This window comes from Bradyrhizobium sp. UFLA05-112 (assembly GCF_053572325.1).
Map to the genome: position 1 here is coordinate 39203 of NZ_JBANBK010000028.1, position 18856 is coordinate 58058.

At 63.6% G+C, this 18856-nt stretch carries 18 protein-coding genes; 1 reads left to right on the forward strand and 17 read right to left on the reverse strand.

The features are described from left to right. Positions 1 to 4 precede the first annotated feature (4 nt). From SO180_RS18190 to SO180_RS18240, 11 genes are all read right to left on the reverse strand, one after another. Positions 5 to 1153, reverse strand: coding sequence for an amidohydrolase (locus SO180_RS18190; protein ID WP_449380212.1), 1149 nt, complete (start codon positions 1151 to 1153; stop codon positions 5 to 7). A gap of 102 nt (positions 1154 to 1255) precedes the next feature. Next, positions 1256 to 2344: a mandelate racemase/muconate lactonizing enzyme family protein gene (locus tag SO180_RS18195; protein WP_449380213.1), complete on the reverse strand. Its 1089-nt coding sequence runs from the start codon at positions 2342 to 2344 to the stop codon at positions 1256 to 1258. Between the two features lie 217 nt (positions 2345 to 2561). Next, positions 2562 to 2816: a DUF1127 domain-containing protein gene (locus SO180_RS18200; RefSeq protein WP_449380214.1), complete on the reverse strand. Its 255-nt coding sequence runs from the start codon at positions 2814 to 2816 to the stop codon at positions 2562 to 2564. 433 nt (positions 2817 to 3249) lie between these two features. Further along, on the reverse strand, positions 3250 to 4518 hold the full coding sequence (locus SO180_RS18205) for an MFS transporter (protein WP_449380215.1): 1269 nt from the start codon (positions 4516 to 4518) through the stop codon (positions 3250 to 3252). Positions 4519 to 4598: 80 nt separating this feature from the next. Further along, positions 4599 to 4730 carry a hypothetical protein gene (locus tag SO180_RS18210; RefSeq protein ID WP_449380216.1) on the reverse strand — a complete coding sequence of 44 codons (132 nt, stop codon included), beginning with the start codon at positions 4728 to 4730 and terminating at the stop codon, positions 4599 to 4601. Positions 4731 to 5018: 288 nt separating this feature from the next. Then, entirely contained in the window at positions 5019 to 6980 is a 1962-nt protein-coding gene (locus SO180_RS18215; RefSeq protein ID WP_449380217.1) for a tetratricopeptide repeat protein, read from the reverse strand. A gap of 392 nt (positions 6981 to 7372) precedes the next feature. After that, entirely contained in the window at positions 7373 to 7519 is a 147-nt protein-coding gene (locus SO180_RS18220; protein ID WP_449380218.1) for a hypothetical protein, read from the reverse strand. 137 nt (positions 7520 to 7656) lie between these two features. Then, on the reverse strand, positions 7657 to 8457 hold the full coding sequence (locus tag SO180_RS18225; protein WP_449380219.1) for a class I SAM-dependent methyltransferase: 801 nt from the start codon (positions 8455 to 8457) through the stop codon (positions 7657 to 7659). A 53-nt stretch (positions 8458 to 8510) separates the two neighbouring features. Beyond that, the gene (locus SO180_RS18230; protein ID WP_449380220.1) at positions 8511 to 9299 is read right to left on the reverse strand and encodes an ABC transporter ATP-binding protein; all 789 of its coding nucleotides are present in this window, start codon (positions 9297 to 9299) and stop codon (positions 8511 to 8513) included. Then, a complete protein-coding gene (locus SO180_RS18235) occupies positions 9293 to 10228 on the reverse strand; it encodes an ABC transporter permease (protein WP_449380260.1) in 936 nt (311 codons plus the stop codon). Before SO180_RS18235 ends, SO180_RS18230 begins: the two co-directional genes overlap by 7 nt. Positions 10229 to 10332: 104 nt before the next feature. After that, positions 10333 to 11463 carry an ABC transporter substrate-binding protein gene (locus SO180_RS18240; RefSeq protein WP_449380221.1) on the reverse strand — a complete coding sequence of 377 codons (1131 nt, stop codon included), beginning with the start codon at positions 11461 to 11463 and terminating at the stop codon, positions 10333 to 10335. A gap of 321 nt (positions 11464 to 11784) precedes the next feature. Here SO180_RS18240 and SO180_RS18245 point away from each other — a divergent pair, with 321 nt between their 5' ends. Next, entirely contained in the window at positions 11785 to 12114 is a 330-nt protein-coding gene (locus tag SO180_RS18245) for a hypothetical protein (protein ID WP_449380222.1), read from the forward strand. Positions 12115 to 12214: 100 nt separating this feature from the next. On the opposite strand, the gene SO180_RS18250 is transcribed toward SO180_RS18245, so the two are convergent. The 6 genes from SO180_RS18250 to SO180_RS18275 form a co-directional block, all read right to left on the reverse strand. Next, complete coding sequence (locus SO180_RS18250) at positions 12215 to 12616, reverse strand: hypothetical protein (RefSeq protein ID WP_449380223.1); 402 nt, start codon at positions 12614 to 12616, stop codon at positions 12215 to 12217. A gap of 183 nt (positions 12617 to 12799) precedes the next feature. Beyond that, the gene (locus tag SO180_RS18255) at positions 12800 to 13069 is read right to left on the reverse strand and encodes an HGGxSTG domain-containing protein (RefSeq protein WP_449380224.1); all 270 of its coding nucleotides are present in this window, start codon (positions 13067 to 13069) and stop codon (positions 12800 to 12802) included. Beyond that, positions 13066 to 13728, reverse strand: coding sequence for a hypothetical protein (locus tag SO180_RS18260; protein ID WP_449380225.1), 663 nt, complete (start codon positions 13726 to 13728; stop codon positions 13066 to 13068). Before SO180_RS18260 ends, SO180_RS18255 begins: the two co-directional genes overlap by 4 nt. A gap of 324 nt (positions 13729 to 14052) precedes the next feature. Continuing rightward, complete coding sequence (locus SO180_RS18265; RefSeq protein ID WP_449380226.1) at positions 14053 to 16593, reverse strand: branched-chain amino acid ABC transporter ATP-binding protein/permease; 2541 nt, start codon at positions 16591 to 16593, stop codon at positions 14053 to 14055. After that, positions 16590 to 17465, reverse strand: a complete 876-nt coding sequence (locus tag SO180_RS18270) for a branched-chain amino acid ABC transporter permease (protein ID WP_449380227.1) — start codon at positions 17463 to 17465, stop codon at positions 16590 to 16592. The genes SO180_RS18265 and SO180_RS18270 overlap by 4 nt, the downstream gene beginning before the upstream one ends. An 85-nt stretch (positions 17466 to 17550) precedes the next feature. Then, a complete protein-coding gene (locus tag SO180_RS18275; protein WP_449380228.1) occupies positions 17551 to 18795 on the reverse strand; it encodes an ABC transporter substrate-binding protein in 1245 nt (414 codons plus the stop codon). Positions 18796 to 18856 lie beyond the last annotated feature (61 nt).

Genomic DNA, 18856 nt, shown 5'->3' on the forward strand with positions numbered 1-18856 from the left:
ACGGCTAATTCGCGGATAGCGCTATCTTGGCGACCTCGGCCATCCAGCTTGATGCCACCGGCAGGATCGCGTCGTTGAAATCGTAACGCGGGCTGTGAAGCTCGGCGCCGTCGCGCAAGGGCCCGTTGCCGATCCAGACGAAGGCGCCGGGGCAATGCTGGAGATAGAAGGCGAAATCCTCGCCGGCCATGCTCGGGGCGAGGTCGCGGCGCTGCGGTGCCTGCACCTTCTCCGCGGCGATGCGCGCAAGGCTCGCCTCCGCCGGCGTGTTGACGACCGTGCCGACGCCGAAGGTGATGTCGGGCGTGACCTTGACGCCAAAGCTCGTCGCAATGCCGGCGCAGGTCCGCTCGATGGCTTCGACGATGGTATCGCGTACCGCGCCGCGATGATTGCGCAGCGTGCCGCGGATCACCACGCGCCCGGCGATCTGGTTCGCCGCCGTGCCGCCCTCGATCGCGCACAGCGACAGCACGGCGGTGTCGAGTGGATCGACATTGCGCGCCACGATCGATTGCAGCGCCACGATCAGGTGGCCGGCGGCGACGACCGGATCGCGCGTCAGATGTGGCATGCCGGCGTGACCGGCGTGTCCCTCGATCGTGAGCGTGACGCGCCCGCCGGACGCCATGACGACGCCGTCGTGGACCGCGATGGTGCCGGCGTCCAGCCCCGGCCAGTTGTGAAAGCCGAAAATCCGCGTCATCGGAAAACGCTCGAACAGGCCGTCCGCGACCATCGCGCGCGAGCCACCAAAACCTTCCTCGGCCGGCTGGAAGATGAAATCGATCGTGCCGCTCCAGCTCCGATCTGCTGCGAGCAGCGCGGCCGCGCCGAGCAGCGATGCTGTGTGGCCGTCATGGCCGCAGGCATGCATGACACCTTGATGATGCGAGGCGTAGGCAAGCCCCGTTTCCTCGGTGATCGGCAGCGCATCCATGTCGGCGCGCAAGCCGACGCGGCCTTGCGCGGATCCGCGCGTCAGCGTCGCGACGATGCCGTGGCCGCCGATGCCGGCCTCGAAGGGAATGCCGAGCTCGGCTAGCTTGTCCTGCACGAAGGCCGACGTCGCCTTCTCCTGCAAGGACAGCTCGGGATTAGCATGCAGATGCTGGCGCCACGCGGTCAGTTTCTGGTGAAGGTCAGGTGTCAAGGCAGGTGTCTTTCGGATGGTGCCGGCACCGCCACCATAGCCGAATCTCCGGCTCGTACATCCGGCATGCCGGAATGGCTCGCGTGCAACAAAGCGCTTCGCTCAAGGCGAAAGCTGTGCCAGCCCTTGCCAGTCGAAGTTGATGCCGTGACCGGGACGCATTGGCGCCAGCGCCATGCCGCGGTCGAGCACCAACGGATGCTCGATATAGCGGTCGAGCCCGAAACCGTGCGCCTCGAGATAGGAGCGGTTCGGGCAGGCCGCGAGCAGGTGCACTGTGATGTCGTGCGCACCGTGGCTGGTGACGGGCAAGTTGAAGGCCTCAGCGAGCCGCGCGATCTTCATGAACGCGGTGACGCCGCCGCAATTGGTGACGTCGGGCTCGGGATAGGACACCGCGCCCGCGGCGATGTAATTCTTGAACTCCCATAGCGAGCGCAGATTTTCCCCCGCCGCGATCGGCACGCCGCCGGAGCTGATGATACGAGCATGGCCTGCGACGTCGTCGGGGATGATCGGCTCCTCGAGCCAGGTGAGATCGAACGGTTGCAGTGCGCGGGCAGCGCGGATTGCCTCCTCGACGCTCCATTTCATGTTGGCATCCGCCATCAGCGGAAAACCGTCGCCGAGATGTGCTCGCATCGCCGCGACGCGCGCGACGTCGGATTTGAGATCGGGCCGACCGACCTTCATCTTGATGGCGCAAAAACCCTTGGCGAGATTGGCCTCGGTCTGCTTGAGAAGCGCCTCAACCGGGAGATCAAGGTCGATGCCGCCGGCATAGCAGGGCACGCGGGCATCGAAACCGCCGAGCAGGCGGAACAGCGGCAGGTTCGCGCGGCGTGCCTTCAGGTCCCACAGCGCGATGTCGAGCGCGGAAAGCGCGAGCACCGCGGCGCCGCCGCGTCCGCCATAATGCAGGCCCCACCAGACGTGGTGCCAGATCGCCTCGGTGTCGTCGGCCTCAAAGCCTTCGATCAGTTCGGGGATTTCACGTTTCAAGATATCGGCGATCGCGCCGCCATTGCGGCCGACGGTGTAGGTGTAGCCCGTTCCTTCCGCGCCACCGGCATCGCGCACGCGGCAGGTGATGAGCTCGAACGCCCTGATCTCGCCATGCGTGCTGTCGGAAAGGGTGACGGGGAGGGGGATCCGGTAGAGTCCGGTCTCGGCCGTTATGATGCGCGCCATGCTTCCATCCCGCATTTTTCTTTGCAGGGTACGCCGATCGCACCAGCCGGATCAAGCGACAGCTCGCAGGATGGGTCAAGCGGCTTGTCCGCGCAAGCCTGAGAGGCGAAGGTGGAAGCGATGCCCATCATCCATTTCAAGATGGGCTTCGCGCGAAGCTCGATATCCTGGATGGCTCTTCCCCGGCCGGATGGAATTCAAGCGTCGGAGGCAGATATCAGAGCATTGCTGGCGGAATCGATCGGGCACCGCGCGGGTCGATATTCGGGTTCGAGGCGACGTAGTCGATCTCGCCACGCGAAATGCCGATGTCCATCAGCTCCCGGTCGGCGAGATTCGACAAGGCGGCGCTCAGCCGCGCGCGCTTGCGCCGCTCTTGAAACGCCTCCCAATGTCTTTCCAGGAATCTGACGACGCGCCGGGCGGAAGCGAGCCTTCTGTCCAACCGTGTTGCATTGTAGGTCGTGCTCATGGGCGCAATCTCCGGATTCCAAAATCGGCCGGCCCGCGCATCGTCGCCGCCGCCTCGCTAGCGGGCAGTCTTCAAATCAACTGTGATCGAAACACGGTTGGCTTCGCTATCACTTGGAGCGCGCAGCCAACATTTCTGTCTGACGGAGGCAGGCGCAGCCGCTGCGACGGTTACGTCGAAGGCACCCGCGATAGCTCCGGTCCAAACAGCTTCCTGATGGAAATCTCCTGCGCAGAAAATTTCGCAAGCCGACTTCCGTCGACGACTTTAGCTCGCTGCCGCAGGGGCCATTGTGAGCGAATTCACAGGCAGCAGCGAATTTCGAACGCCCGCGACAATTCGTCTCGCCGAGAATGTGCCGAAAGTTGTGCGCAAGCTTTCCTCAACCCGCCCCGAACGTCGGCAGCCAGGGCGAAAGCCCCGGCGCGCTCTCTCATCGATTCATGCGCGGCGATGGCGAGCTTGGCGATGTATAAGCCAGAAAAATCAGCGTTCCCGCCGCAAGCGCTGCGGCCATGAACAGCAGCACCGCCGGCAGCCCCGCGAGCGCCGCCACTGCGCCGGTGGTCGACTGCATCAGGGCTGCGCCGAGGAAGAAGGCGAGGTTGACCGCGGCGAGTGCCTTGCCCGCAACTTGCGCGTCGACGAGCTGCCGGGACATGCCGAACAGTAGCGGTTGTGCGGAGGTCGCAAGGCCAATGAGCACGAACAGCACGAGGTCGTATTGCGGCGGCATGACGGGAACGCCGAGCAGCAGAGAGACCGCAAAGCGCGGTGCGCCGAGCGCCATCAGCGCGAGCAGAAATGCGGCGACGAGGTGCGCGCTGGCAACCAGCTCGCGGCGGCGGCCGAGCCTGCGATCGATCATGCCGATGCAAAGCGGCCCCGCGATCATCGCGATCGTGAAGGCGCCGAGCTGGTTGCCGGCCTCGACTCGCGACAAGCCCTTGATCTCCATCAGCCACGGCCCGCCCCACAGTCCCCGCAGCACCAGCGAGGTCGCAAGCGACACCAGTGCGAGCGCGATCAGCCCGCGCAGGGGACGCGACAGACCGAGCCGCAGCACCTCGATCATCTGCGACAGGGCTGAGGAATCGTCCTTGTGCTCGGCCGGCTGGCTCGGCACAAGCACGAACACGGCGAGCGCCACCAGGATGCCCGCGAGCCCAGCGATCCAGAACCCGGCGCGCCAGCCATAATGATCGACCACGAAGGCGAGCGGGCTCGATGATAGCAGCATGCCGATATTGCCGATCGAGAGGATCGCGCCCGACCACAGGCCGAACCGCGCCGTCGAGAGTTGTTTGGCAGCCAACGTCATCGGGCACATCAGCATGCCGGAGGTGGCGACGCCCAGCAGCAATTGACCGAACGCGAAACTTTCCGGCCCGGTCGCAAAGCCGGAAGCCGTGGCGCCGACCACGGTCCCGCCGAGCAGGCTGAGCGACACCGGCCGCACGCCAAAGCGGTCCATGGCCGCGCCGACCGGAATTTGGGCTGCGGCAAAGGCGAAATGATAGACCGAGGTGAGGCTGGCCAGCGCCTGCGGCCTGATGCCGAAATCCGCCGCCATCAGATCGATGCTGACCGCCGGGATGGTGCGCAGCAAGGTCGAGAGCATGTGACCGCAGGCGAGCGCGATCAGCGCAAGGATCAGAGCGCGGGTGCCAACTCCCGTTTCCTCCGTGGTCACCGCAGTCATGAGCGTCCTATCCCGATAAAGCTTTTCGGTGGCGTTACACGATTGGGGGAAGGGTGCCAACTGCGGGAAAGACAGCCCCGTTATTCCAGATTGATTTGCTGTTCGAGGCTGCTGGCCTCATCCTGTCCCGCGTATGATGGCACACCGAGCGACAGGCTCAGGGTCAGCACCGTGACCGCAACACGAAACGATGCTTTCACGGCCTTCATCACGCATTTCTCCGACGCGCAAACCGCGCAGCAATCACGTCAGGATTTGTTGGTGATCCCTTGCGTCGTCGGGGTCGGAGGCGAGCCTCAAAGCTTTGGCAGCCGCCATATTGAGGGTCCACGCGCGACGAACGAGCCGATCGCTTCGCTTGTTCGAAGCGATCGGCCAAGTCTAGGGAGGAACCGCCCGTGGGGCGCGGCAAAGCGAGCTAATGCTCACGTACCAGCATAGTCTGCCCGGCGAACACGGACTATGATCTAGGTCACATGAGAACGAGCCACAGGGTGACGTCAGATCGCCCCGATGTCGTTGGTGTTGTACCCATCCGAAACTTGCATCCGCTGCATCGCGCCGGTCTCCTCGTGCCACGGTAATCCGGAGACCGGCAACGCCGACACTTGATGCATAGCCCGCCGCCGCAGGTCGGCGCGCAGCCGCTCGAAGACGCCACTCCAGTCGTTTCGCCGCTCCTGCCGATATAGTCTCGCGGTCGGGTACCACGGACTGTCCTCACGCTTGAGGAGCCAGCGCCAATCGGGGGTGAACGGCAGCAGGGTCCATACCGGGCGTCCGAGTGCGCCGGCAAGGTGCACGACCGACGTATCGACCGAAATCAGCAGATCAAGGGCGCACAGGGCAGCCGCCGTGTCTGCGAGATCGTTCAAATGCGGCGACAGATCGGTAACGGCGTGCGACAGTTCGAGCAATGCGGCATGATCCGCAGGCCGGACATCTTTCTGCAGGCCATAGAGCCGTACTCCGGGAGTAAGCAGTTCGGGTAGCAAAGCGGCCGCGGCGATCGAGCGCTGGCGATCACCCCTGTGTTTGGGGTTCCCGGACCAGACGACCCCCACACGGAGGTCGCCGTCGGCACCGAGGTGCTGCTGCCAGGCCGCGACTGCCGCCGGATCAGCGACAAGATAGGGGATTTCGGCCGGAATGTTGTCGAGATCGGTCCTGAATAGCCGCGCCAGGCTCATGAGCGGAATATGAAAGTCGAAGTGCGGCCGTTGCGCGTCTTCACCGATCACCGTTACTCCGGCGAGCGATGAGCGCAGCAGCCGCTCGAGCCCGCGGGGCGCAAGCAGGATCACGCGGGCGCCGGCGCGCGCCAGCAGCGGAAGATAACGGACGAATTGCAGGACGTCACCGAGCCCCTGCTCAGAGCGCACAAGCAGGGTGCGGTTAGCAAGATCTTCGCCTTGCCAGAGCGGTTGCGGCAGGTTCGGCGCGCTGAGGTTGCGAACGCCGCCGCGCCAGCGCCACTCGTATTCGTCCCAGCCTTGGTCAAGTTTGCCGTGCCGTAACAGGTTGATTGCCAGGTTGAACCGGATCTTGCCAGAGCTCGGTGCCAGCGCCGCAGCTCGCTGAACGACGTCGAGCGCAATCTCGCCGCGACCTTGTTGCTGGAGGGCGACGCCGAGATTGGACAATGCCTTCGCGTTCTCTGGATCCAGCACGAGGGCCTGCCGATAGCATGCGATCGCGGCGTCGAGCTGGTCCTGCCCCTGGAGGGCAACGCCGAGATTGATATGTGCGTCAACATGCGCGGGATCGAGCGCCAGCGCCTGGCGGCATGCCGCGACCGCCTCATCACGACAGCCAAGCTCTTCGAGGGCAGCACCGAGATTAATGGAAGCTTCAACGTTCGCGGGATCGAGGACCAGCGCCTTGCGGTAGCACACGATTGCCTCGTTGTGGCGACCGAGCTCCTCGAGCGCAAGGCCGAGATTGACGTAGGCATCGGCTCCGTCGGGACGGAGTTCGATCGCCCGCCGGTAAGCATCCACGGCGGCATCCGGCCGGCCGGCATCCTTGAGCACCACGCCCAGATTGAAGTGAATCACGGCCGAGTTCGGATCGCGGGTCACGGCCTGCTGCATGGCCTCGACCGCCTCGGCGTGCTGACCGCTGTCGTTGAGGGCAATACCGAGCTTGGAATGGAGCTGGGCGCGAGCCGCCGCCAATCGGATGGCGCGCCGATAACACGCGATGGCATCGACGCGGCGGCCGTCGACCGTGAAGGCGTCGCCGAGAATCTCAAGTGCCTGCGCATCGTTCTGGCGGATCGCCAAGGCGCGCTGCAGCAGCTCGATCGCCTCAGCGCGCGCTTCGGGCGTGCCGTCGAGGCAGAGCGCCACCGCCAGCAGCACCATGGCATCCCGATGGCGATGGTCTTTCGCCAGGATGGCACGGCACAGCGCCCCCGCCTCAGCAAGACGGCCACACGCGTGATGGCTCACGGCGGTCACAAAGGTCGCCCTGACGTCGCCGATGTGAACCATGGCGTTGTTCATCCCAGTTCCGCGTCCTGTTCTTCGATCTTCAACGGCCGACATGCGGATTTCAGGCAGAGTTTCGCGGTGAGCGGAACGGAGGGGATACGCGTCGGAGGTCCTGTGGGTAAAGCGGAGCAAAACTCATCGTCACCGCGATGCGGAACAGGATGGTTTTCGGCGCAGGTTTCATTGGCGACGAAGGACACGCATTTTGTGAAGCAACGATCGGGCAATGGAGACGTTCTGCCGGCGGGGAGGGCGGCGTGGCACTCAACAAAAGAGGAGTAGATGATGGACGCTCCGCGTACGCGACCAAAAATCCCCGGCTACGCAGGGCGTCGGATGCGTGACGTGGCCTGCTCGGATTATGTGGCGACAAGATAGATCGCGATGACGATGACCGCGGCCGAGACCAGCGCCGTAAACAGCATGCCATAGGGACGAGCCCACCTGCCTTCCGTCGTCCCGGCGACGTTGAGCTGCGGCGGTTCGGCTGGACCTTCGCGTATCATCGTCGCCTGTACTTCACAGGGATGAACGACGATGTGACGCCGTGTTCCGCGTTTGTCGCGAGGGAAAACCGCTTCATACATTTTCCGGACCATGCTCTAGCGAATTCGCGGTGCGGAACTTCTTGAGGCGGGTCGAGCTAGGGAACGATGCCACGGCAGGCCCAGGCGACGTTTGCAAAGGACCTCGGGCCATCGGGCCGGCCAGCCTCGTAGGCATCGCGCACGGCGGCGTCGGTGCGCGCTCGCTCCGTAGCGTCGAGCGATGCCACATATTTGCCGAGCGGCCCTTCGCCAGCGGCAATCGGCGCCCAATAGTCGGCAAAGCTTTGGTAGTCCATGCGGATCATCAGCTCCATTTCCGCCACGTCCACGAGACCCTGTTCGACAAAATTCCGCCTCAGTTCTCCCGGCTGCATCATCGGTTGAAAGCAATAGCGACTGCGCAGCTGTCGCCCGCTTTCACCGAGTGCCGCCACCGTGTCGACCATCATGCGCATGCCGGGCATGCCGCCGAGATGATCCCACACCGCTGCCGCGACCACGCCGCCCGACCGAACGACGCGGCGCATCTCGGCTACTGCCTTGCCGGCTTCGGGAACGAAGTGGAGCACGAGAAGCGCCAAAGCGCGGTCGAACGCGCCGTCCTCGAAGGGCAGGGCGCAGGCATCCGCTTGCCGGACGTTTATTCGCGGGTGTGTGTTGCGCCGGATCACCTCTTCGACAAAGACCGGCGAATAGTCGACTGCGGCGATTTCGGCGAGGTCAGCGGTTTTGGCGAGCGCGAAGGTCAAGCTCCCGGTGCCGCAGCCGACGTCGAGAATCCTTTCGCCGTCGGCAACCCCTGTGAAGTCGATGAATAGCCGCGCGAGTCGTCGACTCCAGCGGCCCATGAGCTGCTCATAGCCCGCGGCGTTGTGGACGTTGAATTCGGAGGTCATCGAAGTCTCCGTGCGCTCGCTCGATTTCTGGACTCGGCGAGCTCCTTTGACGGTTACCATGCCTCATCGAGGCCGAGATGCTCGAACACTTCGCGACGAAGCTCAACGAAGCGTGGATCGCCCCGGTGGCGTGGATAGGGCTGGCTGTTGACGATCTCGGCCTTGATCCGTGCTGGTCGGTCGCTCAGCACGACGACGCGGCCGGCAAGCAAGAGCGCCTCCTCGACATCGTGCGTGACCAGCAGCGCCGTGAAGCTTGAGCGCTGCCAAAGTGATACAAGTTCCGCCTGCATCGCGATGCGCGTCAGCGAGTCGAGCTGGCCCAATGGCTCGTCGAGAATGAGCAGCTTCGGGTCGTTGACCAGCGCGCGCGCCAGAGCCGCGCGTTGCGCCATGCCGCCGGAAAGCTGGTGCGGGTAGGCATTGGCGAAACTCGTGAGCCCGACCAGGCGCAGGGCGTCTTCAATACGTCCTCGATGGGAACGCAGCAACCCGCGTGCCTCCAGGCCCAGAGCAACGTTGCTCCAAACCGTCCGCCATGGGTAAAGCGTGGGATCTTGAAAAACGACGACGCGCGACGGATCGGGCGCTTCGATCTCCTTTCCCTCCGTTAGCAGGGAGCCGGCTGTTGGTGTGTCGAGCCCTGCAACCAGCCGCAGCAGGGTCGATTTTCCGCACCCACTCGGTCCCAGGAGAGCGACGAATTCGCCGCGGCCGACCTGCAGGCTGATGCGGTCCAATACCGGCAGCGGTTGCCCTTCGAGATCGAAGCGATGGCTTACTTCGCGGAGCGTCAGCGCGGATCCGCGGACCGGGTTTTCGCTTGCGATCGCCGCTACCACCGCACCAGACCTTTCTGCCAGGATAGCAGGTGGTCCCGCAAGCGGAACAGCAACGTGATCAGTCCGGAGCATAGGAACGCCATGAGCAGCAGCGCGGCGTACATGTTGGCGTAAGCCGCCCAACCCTGCGCCCATTGCAGATACCAGCCGAGCCCCGCCTTCACGCCCAGCATTTCGGCAACGACGAGAACCGCAAACGAGTTGCCGAGGCCCATGAACAGGCCAACGAAGACATGCGGCATTGCCGCCGGAATGGCGACCTTGAGCACGAGGAAACGCTGAGTCGCTCCCAATGTCCGCGCGATATCGTAATAGGCGCTCTTCACGCCGGCGACACCCGACCAGGTGAGCACGGTGACCGGGAATCCGGTGGCGAGCGCAATCAGGAAAATGCTGGCGCTGAAGCTCGACGGGAAAACGAAAAATGCGAGCGGCAGCCAGGCCGTCGCGGGCAGTGGCCCGATGAATCGCAAGACTGGGTGGATCCAATAGCCGACGAGCCGCGACCAGCCGATCGCCACGCCGGTCACAAACCCCACCGCCGCACCGATAAGATAACCGGTCGCGAGCAGACGAGCCGAGGCGAAGATGCCTTCAACCAGCCGCCCCCAGTCGTCGATGACGACTTCGACGATGGCCTGCGGCGGCGGAAAAAACGGCAACGGAAGCAATCCGAGCTTTGCTGTCACGACCTCCCAGGCAGCCAAAAACAGCGCAAGCGCGAACAGCCAGGGGAAAAGCCGCTTGAGACGCTGAAAAGCAGAAAAACGAACGCCGGCAACGGCCGCCAAGGCAAGGGCAATGGCCAATGCTCCACAAGCAATGGCGAGGCCGTCCGTGTAGATCCAATCGTTTTCGGGTCTATCCGGCCAGAACGCAGTGAGCGCGGCAACCACAGACCATGCGGCGGCCACAGATAGTCCGCCGATTAACGGCCCAGTGGTTGAACGTTCAAAAACGCCGAAACCCGATTTCTCTGATGGCCTCGGCACTTCGTCGATGACCGAGCTCACTGCGAATCTTCCCAATCGGCTCAGCTTAGAACGTCAAGATAGATCCGTTCGGCGAACTTGGCCGGATCAGTGCTTCGCTTGATGACGTTCACTGCCTTGAGTTCATCGGTGTACTGTAAAAGCTGCTTCTTGAGCACCGCGCCGACGGGATGATTGTGGTGAGTATGGCTGCGATACATCGTGGCGAGATCCTCTACGGACCCTTTCCCGCCATAGCCCGAATAGATTGCTGCGGCATCGGCGGGATCGGTGGCAACTCGGTCTGCCGCTTCCAGTATCGATCGTGTGAGAGCGGCCGCCACCGGCATTTCGTTTCGGGTGAGGCTGCCACGTATCGCGAGAACGCAGCAGGTTCGATCGACGAATTCACCCGTCAAGTTCGTCGCGATCTCGTTGAGCTTGCCGTCCTTGAGCCACAGATAGGGCAGCGGATCGATCTCGGCCAGCGCCTGCACTTCGCCCTTATCGACGGCAAGCGCGAGCAGATTGGCCGGGTACTGGCGCCACTCCACCTCTTGGGCCGGATCGATGCCCTTCTTGGCGAAGTAGATCGAAAAGAAGTTCTTCGCGGGGCTCGCTTGATCGCTGATCGCGATCGCCTTGCCGCGCAGGGACTCCAGGCTGTCAATGTTCGCGGCCTTGGAGCCGAGGAGCCGGATGCAGCCGCCATGCACCCCGGCGGTGATCCGAACGTCGAAACCTTGCTCCAGCGGTTTGAGCCAGCGCAGGGCCAATCCTAGACCAGCATCCGCCTTGCCGGTTGCAATCGCCTCCAACAACTGGTCGGTCGAACCCCCGAAATTGACGAAATCGACATCGAGGTTGTGCTTGGCGAAGATACCCCGTTCCTTGGCGACTGGCGCAGCGACTGTGCAGGCCGCGTTCGCGTTCCAGGCGATCTTGAGTTGGCGGGGCGGGCCCTGCAGCTCTTCGCTGCTCGCTGCGACGCGGCAAATAAAGGGCTCGGCCGGAATATCAGACAGCGATCCAGTCCCGGATGCCGTCAGCGCGCGAGCTGCTCCGAACATCCCAAACGGCGCCGCGGCGCCGACGGTGCAAACCAAGGTGAGCACCGAGCGGCGAGAGAGGGCACCTCGCTTTGCCTCGGACAGACCTTGCGTCAAGCTGTTGTCAATTTCGCGCTTTTCCATGTGTTGCTCCCAAACTCGCGTGTGAATGGAAAAAACCCATCGGAACCGGGTGGCGCTTTGTGGGGCCTTAGCTCGCCTCTCTTGCTTTGGGCATCATCCGAGCCCGTCGGCTGCACTGGTATGAAGCGTTTCACACTAACGCAAAAAATTGGAAGGAGATAGCTGCGCGACGATCAAGGCTCTCGTCAATCGTGTTGACCTACTCGCGGCAAGCTACCGGTTGGGTTTCGCGCCCTTGATCCATGTCGACCCTTCGCTTCACTTGCTCGATTGCGGGAATGTCATCAATGTTGCGCCGGGGCATCCTTGCAAGGAGGTCGCATGATTACCGCCGTTGTACGATACAAACTGCCGCCGCAGATCGACTACGCGGCGTGTCGCGAGCACTTTCACAAGATCGCACCCAACTTCCGCGAAGTGACAGGGCTGATCAGCAAGCACTTCATCTGGTCCGAGAGCGGCTGGGCGGGCGGCGTGTACCAGTGGGAGCGCATCGAGGACGCCAAGGCGTTCTACTCCGGGCCGTGGCTCGAGGGCATCATCCAGCGCTACGGCATGAAGCCGCAGATCGATCTGTTCGAGGTCTTTGCGGTGACCGACAACGCCTGCGGCAAGGTCGAACTGTTCAAGGAGACCATTGCCGCCAAGTGACTCCGAGCAAGTCTCGCTCATCTGCTTTTAGAGCATGGCATGCAGAGCCCTGGCGTCGTCGGCGGTAGCGAGATGACGTCCGAGTAAGGCCCTGCATATCTCAAGGTTTCGGCTGCATGCCCTGCAAAAAGCGAAGCGGGTTGAGCGGGCCAATGGGGATCAGTTCGAAGCTCATCATATGTGCCTTACCCAAAGGCAGCTTTTCGAGCATTTCGTGAGCGACCGCCGGATCAGTGACGTTGATGATGAACGCCACGCCCGGCTTTCCCTGTAACGAGTACCACTGCTCGATCTTGCCATCGAGGTAAAGGTCGACAGTTTCCCGAACTTCCTCCGGTAGGACAGCAAACACCTGCGATTGTTCAAAACCGGGATTGATTGTCCCGATGGCGAGAATTTTGGTCGTCGGCGTCGTTTTCATAGCGGCTCCTTGTGCGTTTGCTGAATTGAAGCCGGCGAGGCAGCCGATAAGTGTCAATGCGGCGGCAGAAGCGAAGTTCATGTTGTCTCCCCTCTGTGTGTCGCTCGGGCGACCGAGTGAACCCGTTGGGAGAGCATCGCCTGCGAGGCAGCCGGATAGCAACGATAATCGCCTCTTCCGCGGAGGCGCGCAGTCCATTGAATGGTGACATCAAGGGTCAATGCAGGACGAAAAGGGCCGCCCGCTCGGAGCAATCGGCCAGTCTCACTTGAGCTCCCTGAGCAGTCTCCGCGTCTCACTCAACAATTCCTGAATTTGCTTTTGCTCGGCCATGGCCTTCTTCGTGAACAGCCCATGCTTCCGGGCATTCCTGTTTCCCCGTGGCGCGCCCGATCTCTCCGCGCCGCCGTGCATTCGGCAGCGCCTCTTACCCTGCGTTGCCGGTGCGCGACAGATGCCGCCGCCGCGCGTTCTGGCGCCGCAGCGCGGGCTTGCCAGCATCGCGCTCGTGGTGCGGGCGTGACCGCCGCTCATGCGGAGGCATCTTGGCTTGCGTCGACGGGGTCCCGTCCGCCGACAGGTGTCATCGGGACCGTCCGCGCATTCGCTAGCGCGGCTACCGGGCTCGCCTCCGACACGATCATGCGCGCGTGCTGCGTGACGTTGCCGACAATGGCCTTGCCGCCGTCCTGCACCGACAGGTTTTGCACGGTGATGGCCGGCTCGCCCTTGTTCCGGTAGCGGTTGAGCGCCTCGATCTGGGCCGGAAACGTACGTACGAGCTTGCCGAGCGCACGGGCGGCGCTGTCCTGGCACTGGATGTCGCCGGCGCTGGCGAGATGATGCGCACTTCGCATCGCGGTAACGTGCACGGCGATCATCTGCGCCGCCAGCATGGCCTCGATGGCATCCCGGGGCTTGATGCCCTGCATCATCGAAATCATGAAGGCGAGGTTGGCGTGGTCGAGCTTGTTGCCGTTCACGCTCGCCTTCAACAGTTGCTTGAGAATGCCGTACATGGCGTCGCTGTCGGCGACCCCGAACGTCTCAGCCATCAGCCGTTCGCCCGTCTCCAGATCCGGATGGTCGATCTCAAAGCCGCGTTTGGAGAACTTGATCCTCGGGAATTCTGTCGTTTGCGGTCGATCGCCTGCTGCGATTGCCGCGGTGTTGTGGTTCGAAGAGGGCGTCATGTCGCTGCTTCCTTGGGTCGGCGCAGGCGCGTGGGTGGATGCGCGCCAGGCCGATCGCCTGTCCGCGGCCCGCCGGACCGATTGCTGATGTCGTTGAGGATGTTTTGCGCGCAAGGTGTCGCGACGCGCCGTTGCCGGGCACGCCGTGGGTCGCTTCAGGGATTTGGCAATGATGGCATTATGCCGGTGATTTGCCCGACGTGTCAAAGGATTTCGTAAAATCGTAAGGCCTGTGCCTCCCGTCCCCGCTACTTTGCATCGGGGTTGTCTTCGAGAGTTTTGATGGGGCTGGCCAAACCGGCCTGACATGGCGCGCCTCGCAGCTTAAAGCCACAGGATCTGCTTGCGATAGCTGAGGTCAGTCAGAAGCGGCTTGGCTGGGCCCTGGTGGAATACCGCGCCGCGCTCCAGCGCGAAGACGCGATCGGCGAGCGCGAGCACGAGGTCGAGATTGTGCTCGACGATCACGATCGACGTGTGTCGCCGGAGCTGGTCGAAAACCTTGAAGAGCTCGAGCGTCACCGCCGGTGCAAGCCCCTCGAAGGGCTCATCGAGCAGCAGCAGGCGAACATTGCCGGACATCGCCCGGGCGACCGCCACCATCTGCTGCTCGCCGCCGGACAGATAATCTGCCGCGACGTTCATGCGCTCCTTCAGTCGCGGGAAGGTGCGCAGGATCTGCGCCTCGTCCCAGACCACGCCGTCGCTGCCGTCGGTCTTGCGTGCGAGGCGGCCGAGCGCGAGGTTCTCCCGGACGGTCATGCCGGCGAACAGGCCGCGGCCCTGCGGCACATAGCCGATGCCGCGGCGCGCGATGTCGGGCGCGTCGAGGTGCACGATGTCCTCGCCGCGATAGTCGATGCTGCCGGATGCCGCGGGCACGAGGCCTGCGAGCGTTTTCAGCAGCGTCGACTTGCCGGCGCCGTTGCGACCCAGGAGCGCGACGATCTCGCCCTCGCGCACGTCGAGCGAGGCGTCGTTCAGAATGTGGCTCTTGCCGTAAAACGTGTTGACGTGCTCGAAGCGCAGGATCGGCTTTGTCGCGCTTGCGGCATCATCGCTGCGCTGATGCGCGACGGCGGGGATGCCCGTGCCGGTGTAGATCTCCTGCACCCGCAGATCTGCGCGCACCGCATTGGGGCAGTCCGACATCAGCACTTCGCCCTGGTTCATCACGGTGACGACGGCTGAGAAGCCGAGCACGCGGTCGATGTCGTGCTCGACGATCAGCACCGGGATGTTGGCGGCGATGTTCTTGACGAGGTTGGAGACGCGCTCGCGCTCGGCGGCGGCAAGGCCCGCGAGCGGCTCGTCGAGCAGCAGCACCTGCGGCTTGCAGCCGAGCGCGATGCCCAAATCAACAAGTCGCTGCCCGCCATAGGAGAGCTCGCCGCCCTCAATCTCCTCGATGCCTTCGAGCCCGAGGAATTTGATCAGCTCAGCCGTCTCGGCGTGGATCTCTTCGTACGCGTCGATGTCGTTCCAGATGTTGAAGCGCATCGGCCGGCGCGCCTGAAGCGAGAGCCTTAGGTTCTCGTAAATGGTGAGGCCGCGGAACAGGTTTGTGATCTGGAACGAGCGTGCCAGCCCCCGATGGCAGATCAGGTTCGATGGTACGCCCGCAACCTCACGGCCGTTGAGGCGGATGCTGCCCTGGTCGGGCGCGTAAAGGCCGGAGACCAGGTTGAACAGCGTGGTCTTGCCGGCGCCGTTCGGCCCGATCAGCGCGTGGATTTCGCCGGCACTGATGCTGATGCTCGCATCGTGCACGGCACGGATGCCGCCGAACTTTTTCGAGACGCCGCTCACCTCGAGCACCGTGCCCTTCAGCGCCTCGGTCCGCAGGAAGGCCGGCAGCGGCAGGCCATCATAGATCTTGCGCCGGCTCATCGCTGCCGACTCTTCGCTGGCAGGCTGGATGCGACGCATGATCAGCGCGCCGATGCCGACGAGGCCGCCGGGCGAAAACATCACGAAGGCGACGAAGGTGATGCCGAACCAGAGCAACCAGTCCGACGTCCAGATCGAGAACAACTCGCGGAACAGGATGAAGAACAACGCGCCTAATGCGGGGCCGAGCATGCTGCGCATGCCGCCGATCACGACCATCGCAAGAAGCTCGCCGGCAAACGGGACGGAGACGGCCTCCGCCGAGACGAGATAGTTCAGGAACGCGATCAGCGCGCCGGCAATGCCGGTGACTACCGCCGAGATCACGAAGACCGCGAGCTTGTAGCGTTCGACCGGATAGCCCTGGAACGTCGCGCGCAGCTGGTTCTCGCGGATCGCGACCAGCACATGGCCGAACGGCGAGCGCGCCAGGCGCAACAGGAGGTAGAGGACGACGAGGCCGATCGTGGCGACGACGGCGTAATAGGCCACCGCATTGTCGAGATCGAGCGGGCCGACGTGGCCGCGCTTCAGCCCGCCGAGACCGTCCTCACCACCGGTCAGGCTCGTCCAGCGGAACGCCGTCGTATAGACCAGTGCCGCGAGCGCCAACGTCAAAAGCGAGAAATAAACGCCGCGCCGGCGCAGGATCAGCGCGCCGACGACCGCCGATGCCGCGCCGACGATAACCGTCGAGAGCAGCAGCGGCAGCCAGATCTCGCCCGGAAAGAAGCGGAGCTGGATCAGGCCTGCCGCGTACGCGCCCACGCCGAACCAGGTGCTGTGGCCGAAGGAGACGAGGCCGGTGTAACCGATGCAGAGGTTGAGCCCCATGGTGGCGATCGCAAGGCCGATCACCCAGGTGCCGGTGTTGAGTGACAGGCCGAGGGCCCTCAGCACGAACGGCAGTGCGATCACTGCGATCGCCGCGATCAGCAGCGGTTTCAGCTTGTCGAAGGTGGACGCCCGCCTCATTCGAACTTCTCGATGCGTTCGCCGAGCAGGCCGCGCGGTCGCACCAGTAGCACCAGGAACATCAGGATGTAGATCGAGGCTTCGCCCGCGGCCGGCTCGAAATGAATGGCGATGCCGCGCACGACGCCGACGAGCAGGGCGGCGATGACGACGCCCCAAAAGCTGCCGAGGCCGCCGATCACGACGACGACGAAGGCGACCGTCATGATCTCGGCGCCCATCGCCGGATGCACGGTCGTGATCGGCGCGAAGAACGCGCCGCCGAGCGCGGCCATGCCGACGCCGAGCATGACGATTGCGGTCATGTAGGGCTGAAGCCGAATGCCGAGCGCGGCCACCATGTCCGGCCGCTGGATGCCGGCGCGCACCACGCGTCCGAACGAGGTCTTGTGCAGGAGCAGCCAGATGCCGACGAGCACCACTGCCACCACCGCCAAGATCAGCAGGCGATAGCGCGAAAACAGAAAATCACCGACGATCACCGAGCCGCGAAAGCTTTGCGGGATCTCGGCCGACACCGGCGCCGCGCCCCAGATCATGCGGATCGCCTGCTCGGCAACCATGGCAAGGCCGAAGGTCACAAGAAGACTGAGGATCGGGTCGGACGTATAGAAACGGCGCAGGATGAAGCGCTCGAAGAGGATGCCGAGCAGCGCCACGGCAAGTGGCGAGATCACCACTGACGCGCCGAAACTGAGGCGATGCGTCAGCTCGACGAAGACATAGGCGCCGAGCGCATAGAAGGCGCCGTGCGCGAGATTGACGATGCCGCCGACGGAGAAGATCAGCGACAGCCCGAGCGCGATGAGCAGGTAATAGCCGCCGAGCACGAGGCCATTCACCACCTGTTCCAGCAAGAACTCGAACTGCATGTTGCGTCCATCACCCTGGCAAAGCGGCGCCGGCTGCTCTGCCGACGCCGCTGGCGCCACTGACCATTTTGCGCGAGAGCGTGCGTCAGGCCTTCATCTCGCAGGGATTCTGTTCCCTGGTCGGATAGATCTGTTCGAGAGGATCGTTCGCCGCCGGCACGGCGTCGCCCAGCACCAGCATGTCCCACTGGTCCTTCATCTGCTCCTTCGGCTTCACCGTGAACGGATAGGCCTCCTGCACGAGCTGATGATCCCAGGAGCGGAAATAGGCCTTGCGCGCCTTGCCGATGTCGAACTCGGACTGCTTCTCGAAATAGCCGATCAGCTCGCCGCTGTCGGTCGACTTGGTCGTGTTGATCGCCTCCGCGAGCAGCTTGAGCGTCACATAGTCGATCCAGGCGTGGTTTTCCGGCGGCTTGCCGTACTTCTTGCTGAAGGCCGTGACGAACGCCTTCGAGGTCGGATTGTCCAGCGTGTGATACCAGACTGTCGGCCAGGTGCCGCTGAGATTGCCGGCGCCCGCCGCCCAGGCATCGCCGGTGTTGAGATTGAAGCCGACCAGCGGATAGGGCAGGCCGAACTCGGCATATTGCTTGACGAGATTGGTGACCTGGTTGCCGGCGAGGTTGCAGCACACCACATCGGGCTTGGCTTGACGCGCTTTCAGAAGATACGGGCTGAAATCGGTGACGTCGGTCGCGATCAGCTCGTCGCCGATCAGATTGGCCTCGTGCGTGCCGAAGAAGGCCTTGGCCGCCTTCAACAGGTCATGACCGAAGATGTAGTCGGCGGTGAGCGTGAAGAATTTCTTACCCTTCACCATGCCCTTCTGCGACAGCGCGGTGCCAACCGCATTGACCATCACGGTGTTGGGGATGTCGCAGTGGAAGGAATATTTGTTGCAGTTCTTGCCGCGCAGCGCGTCGGAGCGCGCGCCGGTCGAGAAGAACACCTTCTTGTTGCGCTCGGCGACCTGCATGATCGTGAGCGAGGACGCCGACGAGATCTCCCCGAGCAGCACGACGGCGCCATCCTGTTCCAGCATCCGCTGCGCCTTGGTCGCGGCGGTCGCGGGGTTGACGGAGTCTTCGGAGAGCAGATCGATCTGCTTGCCCAGGATGCCACCGGACTGGTTGATCTCGTCGGCGGCGAGCTTCACGCCGAGCTGGGCATAGCCGCCGATTACGCCGAGAAAGCCGGTCAGCGGCGTCAGGTGTCCGATCCTGATCTTCTCCACCTGGGCGCGCGCGATGGCGGGAAATCCAAGCGCGGATGCGCCGGCAAACGCCGCGCTCGCCCTTAGCAATGTCCGTCGGCTGGTGCGGATCATCTCAAAGCCTCCTCCCCGGTGCATCGCGGTGTCCCCCTTCAGTATCGACTATGCGATATTG